This is a genomic window from Nostoc sp. WHI, assembly GCF_015714725.1.
Lineage (GTDB): Bacteria > Cyanobacteriota > Cyanobacteriia > Cyanobacteriales > Nostocaceae > Nostoc.
In genome coordinates, this window is the sequence record NZ_WBKM01000023.1 from 1 (window position 1) to 5,177 (window position 5,177).

At 40.9% G+C, this 5,177-nt stretch carries 7 protein-coding genes; 5 read left to right on the forward strand and 2 right to left on the reverse strand.

From position 1 onward, the window contains the following. The 4 genes from F8S12_RS02300 to F8S12_RS02315 form a co-directional block, all read left to right on the forward strand. On the forward strand, positions 1–396 hold a 396-nt coding region (locus F8S12_RS02300; RefSeq protein ID WP_196514605.1), incomplete at its 5' end, for a hypothetical protein. Then, on the forward strand, positions 393–1,214 hold the full coding sequence (locus tag F8S12_RS02305) for a hypothetical protein (RefSeq protein ID WP_196514606.1): 822 nt from the start codon (positions 393–395) through the stop codon (positions 1,212–1,214). The genes F8S12_RS02300 and F8S12_RS02305, both read left to right, overlap by 4 nt. Then, the gene (locus tag F8S12_RS02310) at positions 1,201–1,944 is read left to right on the forward strand and encodes a hypothetical protein (protein ID WP_196514607.1); all 744 of its coding nucleotides are present in this window, start codon (positions 1,201–1,203) and stop codon (positions 1,942–1,944) included. The genes F8S12_RS02305 and F8S12_RS02310 overlap by 14 nt, the downstream gene beginning before the upstream one ends. Before the next feature lie 218 nt (positions 1,945–2,162). Continuing rightward, positions 2,163–3,194, forward strand: coding sequence for an IS630 family transposase (locus F8S12_RS02315; RefSeq protein ID WP_196514611.1), 1,032 nt, complete (start codon positions 2,163–2,165; stop codon positions 3,192–3,194). Here the strand turns inward: F8S12_RS02315 and F8S12_RS02320 are convergent. After that, positions 3,180–3,344, reverse strand: coding sequence for a hypothetical protein (locus F8S12_RS02320; protein WP_196514608.1), 165 nt, complete (start codon positions 3,342–3,344; stop codon positions 3,180–3,182). The two genes, F8S12_RS02315 and F8S12_RS02320, sit on opposite strands and share 15 nt — an antisense overlap. A 93-nt stretch (positions 3,345–3,437) precedes the next feature. Next, positions 3,438–4,517, reverse strand: coding sequence for a hypothetical protein (locus tag F8S12_RS02325; RefSeq protein ID WP_196514609.1), 1,080 nt, complete (start codon positions 4,515–4,517; stop codon positions 3,438–3,440). 143 nt (positions 4,518–4,660) lie between these two features. Between F8S12_RS02325 and F8S12_RS02330 the strand changes: the two genes are divergently transcribed. Then, a partial coding sequence (locus F8S12_RS02330; protein WP_196514610.1) for a transposase occupies positions 4,661–5,177 on the forward strand: 517 nt, incomplete at its 3' end.

Below are 5,177 nucleotides of genomic sequence, written 5' to 3' on the forward strand. Positions count from 1 at the left end.
GATTTAGTCCTCAGTTTGGCTAAACCTATTCAAGATATGTTAGATGCTGGCTACTCTTATGACGATGTTTCTGATGTGTTTAAAGGTCATGGGGTAGAACTAGCGGCCAGTGGTCTGAAGATTTTTCATAAAAAAGCTTCAACAATAACGGAGAATAGTTCGAGTAATTTATCATCAGATAAAGCGGTTGAAGAATCAGTTAATTCTGACTCCGAGCCAGAATCAACTGATTCTTCAACCACAACTAACAATGATGTTCCAGCAGTAGAGGTAGATAGTTCACCACCTGATAGTAGTGAACTATCCTTACCTTCACCATCTCAAACTACGAAACGCAAAAAAACAACACCTACGACTTCTGCCCAATTCAACATCACTGATAGGAGTGAAATATGAAACGCATCGTGATGATACTGGGGGGCAAGGGTGGTACAGGTAAGACTGCCTTTACTCGCCTGCTACTGGATGTAATGCACAATAAAGGAATTAATTATCTAGCTTATGACGCAGATACAGAGAATCCAGAACTGTACGAGTACTATCAAAATTTTGGCTCAGGGGTAAGGCTGTTAAACTTCCTAGAGGTGGCAGAGGCGAAACGCTTCTTTACGGAAATTAAAGCGGAATCACCGGATTCAATAATAGTAGATATGCCGGGGGCATCAAGCAATAAAACCAGGGAGATTATCAGTAAGTTTGGGCTATTCAAGATTGCAGGCGATTTAGGTTATCGGGTAACGTTAGTGACTGTGCTTAACCTTGGGTATTCGGTCATCACTAGCTTAAAAACTATGGCTGAGTTCTGTGGCGATAAAGCTGATTATGTCGTAGTGAAAAATCTTTGCTGGGATAAAGGTTCAGGTTTTCAGCGTTGGGAGAATAGCAAAACCTCGGCAGCGATATCTGAATTGAAAGGCATAGAAATAGAAATGCCAGAGCTAGACTACTCGACCTTTGACACGTTGACAGAAAAAGGTCTACCTTACTCGGCTGCGACTGAAGAGAATGGATTTCCCTTTGGAGATTACCTGCTAGTGAGTGGATTTTTGGATCAGGCGAAACCAGAGCTTGAAAAGGCTGGGGTTTATTTGGGGTTGCAGCAGTCAGAGGTTCTGGTTGTTGCTGAGTCCTCTTTGACTTCGACTTCAGATCAAGTATCGGTAACAGTATCTACTTCTCGTCGGGGTAAAAAGAAAACTAATGAGCAACAATAATAATAGCAACGGCAATCACAGCAATCCTCATTCTGAAACTGCCGATTCCGTAGAGAGCAGTGAACAGGGGGAAGTCAAGATAGCACTAGGCAGATTATATAGAGAGTTTGAAAATTTTAAGCAATCACAGAAAACTGAACGCGAACGCGATAGGGCGGAGTTACAAGCATGGGCGCAAACGAATTTAATTCAGAATCAACTCCTGAGCAAAGCGATGGTGACAATCGAGATGCTGACGGGGGAATTGAAGAATCAGAATCTCTTCTCGAACGATTCCGAGCAGAGCAACGAGAATTTGAGACAAGAATTAACTCCCTTACTGACGCAGTTAAAGAATATGCCCAAGTCCTCATCGACATTAGAGAGCTTAGAGTTCAAAGGGCTAAAGACCGAAATATCACAGTTAAAGTCGAACTGGAACGACCTGTTGATTCACACGAAAAACTTGACTACGGTTATTCAGGAGTTGAAGAACAGCCCTCCCCCCAAACCCATCACCATAGAGAAAGAGGTTTATCGCTCTGAACCACTAAGTCAATATGGAATGATGGGGCTAATTACGACAATATTTGCTTTGTCAATGTTCTTCGGACTAAATCAATTTATTCCGGTAAAAATCTCGAATGATTTCAATAATTATCTCCAATCTATCTGGCAACGTACAGGCTATAGCAATGTCAAGCTACAACGGATAGAAAAGCGTTTGGGGACTGACAGAAATCGAAGATGAAGGGCAATATATAGCGATTGGGGCAAACAGGCTTAACGTAATATTTGCCCCAATAATACAAATAATCAAAGGTAAGAATCTACAAGTTTCCCTTGAGTTGACCACTTCTCATCAAGAAGACGACAAGCGACATATAGCAATCCTAAATCATTTGTGAAAAATCACAGTTGTTGATATGGTGAACAATGGGAGTAATGATATAGTGCATGGCAGTACAGATGGAAGAGTTAATAGAGTTCATTCAGGCGAACCCAGACCCCAGAGAACTAAAACGGGCACTAGCTGTACAAATGATGATGCAAAACTATAAACATTCAACAATTGGACATATTTTAGGAGTGTCTGTAGGCTTTGTAAATAAATGGAAGTATATATTTGTAGAACAGGGTGTCGCAGGACTGAGGCTGAGATACAAAGGCTCAAAAAGTTATCTTGATTCGGCACAAAAACAAATATTATTAAGCTGGCTCCAACAGAAGAATTACTGGCATTTGTCAGAATTAAAAGAGTATTTGTCAGATAATTTTGATGTAGTTTTTGAGTCGAATCAAAGTTACTATAACTTATTGAAGCAGGCTAATATAAGTTGGAAGAAGACACAAAAAAGTAATCCCCGTAAAGACCCGGATTTAGTTGCTAAAAAAAAACTAGAAATAACAGCGTGGCTGACGGCACACCAGCAGGAGATAGTGTCTGGGGAACTCGTAGTTTTCTTTGAAGACGAATGTCACCTATTATGGGGAGATATTTGTGGTTATATTTGGGGAAACACCAAGGAACGGATTGAAGTTCCAGTTATCAATGAACGACAACGAAAAACCTATTTCGGCGCTCTAAATTATTACACACAAGAGTTTTTAATTAAGCCTTGTAAAAAGGGTGATTCTAGTAATGCTATCGCTTTCGTAGAATATTTAATTTCTCATTACCCAAAAAGCCGTGTTGCCTTGATTTGGGATGGAGCTAGTTATCACCGTTCCAATGAATTTAAAGCTTATTTAGATACTATTAATCAAGGCTTAAATGAAGATGAATATAAAGTTACTTGTCTCTTGTTTGCACCTAATGATCCAACACAAAATCCTGTAGAGGACATCTGGTTGCACGCTAAAAACTTTATTCGAGAGTTTTATCACTTATGCAAATCATTTCCTCATGTCAAGAGATTATTTGAACTTGTTACTCATCATCAAGTTTTTGACTTTCCGAAGATATTTATGTATGGTTCATTTTTTTCACAACTCATTTAGGATTGCTATAGACAACTTTTTGACTTCTTTGCGCTTGTGCCTTCCATTCATGTTCCAGGAACGGACGGTGTAATCACTTTGATAACCTAAAACAAGTGCAAGCTCGTCGTAAGTTAACTGCCACTTTTTCTTAAACTCAATTGGGTGCATAGATGTAAATCCATTACTAGGATTTCAAGGTTTTGATGTCTTGATATCTTGGAACTAAGTGAAAATTAAAGGCTTTTTGAGATTGCAGTAATATTAAAAAGCGGTAAACCCTAACTTCTCACTACCGTTCAATTGCTTGGATTCTATAAGTTGTGCAATCGCACCCCTTAAATAGCGAACACTAGGTTTATCCTCGCCCCACTTTCGGCTATTTCTAATCGCGGCAAAACTGACTGGTGTTGTCACGGCTGAAGTAACAATGTTTAAAATTTGCTCTAAATCCGCCTCAGAAATGCTGACGAATTCTAGCTCTGCAATTTCAACGTCTTGGGTAGGCTTGGAGAAAATAGACTCAAGCTGATTAACTGCGTCATCTGGTGCAATTTTCTCCCCTCTGGGCATAACTGCTGGCTGGTGATGCTGCACCAACTCTGGGAAGAATTTGAGTAATGTTCTTGCTGGATCTGGCTGACCATTTCCTGGGTGTAACTCTATCTTTAGCCAGTTAGGAATCATGCCAAGATTGCCACCGCTAACAGGTTCAGCAAAGTTATTAGGGTTGGCTTTGAAATATTCGCCGCTAGCAACATTAATCTTTCGCAATCCACCAGCGCTGACAGACTGAGCTACACAACCAATGAAATTAACTGATTGCTTAAAGGTGTCTGCTAGTCCTGCTGTGGCCTTACCAACCACAGAAGTTAAATTGGAGCCATGCAACACAATGATTAATGTACCGCCACACTTAGCGAAGCGACTCAGCAGATATTGAATAGCCCAAGTGCGATCGCTCTCATCAAGTAAAGACAGCAAGCGCATGGCCTCATCAATGACTAACAGTAAGTTTTTGTGGGAGTAAGGTTCACTTGCATCTAAGCCTTTAAGAAATTTAAGCAAGTCACGGGCGACTATTTTATCTGCCCCGTCTGCATCGTTTTCAGGGTATTTAAGAGCAGAAATCAGATTGCAACTAAAGGGGTAAACGTCCACCCCGGCTGTAAAGTATTGGGTGTTTAATCCCGAATCTAAAGCTAGAGATAATGTTGCCAAGATTGCTGCTAAGGTTCCCTTGCCACCTCGCTGAGTACCAGCGATCGCAATGACTTGGGAACTCATCATATCTTCTATTCGGAAACCACTTTTCGTTAAAGCCGGATACTGTTGGCGAAACATTACTTAACATAAAAACGCCGATTTTACCGTGTATTACATGGGAAGGGTAATTCTACCTTCCCATGTAATACACGGAAAGAAAAAAATTAAGTTAGCTGCCTCAATAATCAATAAACTAGAAGAAATACCTGTGGAGGCAGTATATGTGCTTACATCCTGAAGAAATTCCTCCTATTCCCGATGAAACGGTACGTGTAGCCAAGGCCGCATTTCCAAAAGGTAATTTATATATGCGCTTGCGTGATGAACTTGGGGTCTTTTATCAAGATGAAGACTTCGCTGCACTTTATCCGCAACGCGGTCAGCCAGCGCAAGCACCTTGGCGGTTGGCGATGATACTGGTGATGCAGTATTTAGAGAATCTCTCTGATAGACAAGCAACTCTTGCAGTGCAAGGGCGAATTGACTGGAAATATGCTTTGTCCCTAGAGTTAACAGATCCAGGTTTTGACTTTAGTATTCTAAGCGAATTCCGCGATCGCTTAATAAGAGGTGGTGTCGAGCAGCAAATACTAGACTTGATGCTGTCGAAATTTCAGGAACTCAAACTACTGTCAGCAAGAGGAAAACAGCGCACTGACTCAACCCATATACTAGCTGTAGTCAGGGATTTAAGCAGACTGGAACATTTAGGGGAAACGCTGCGCTATGCCTTAAATG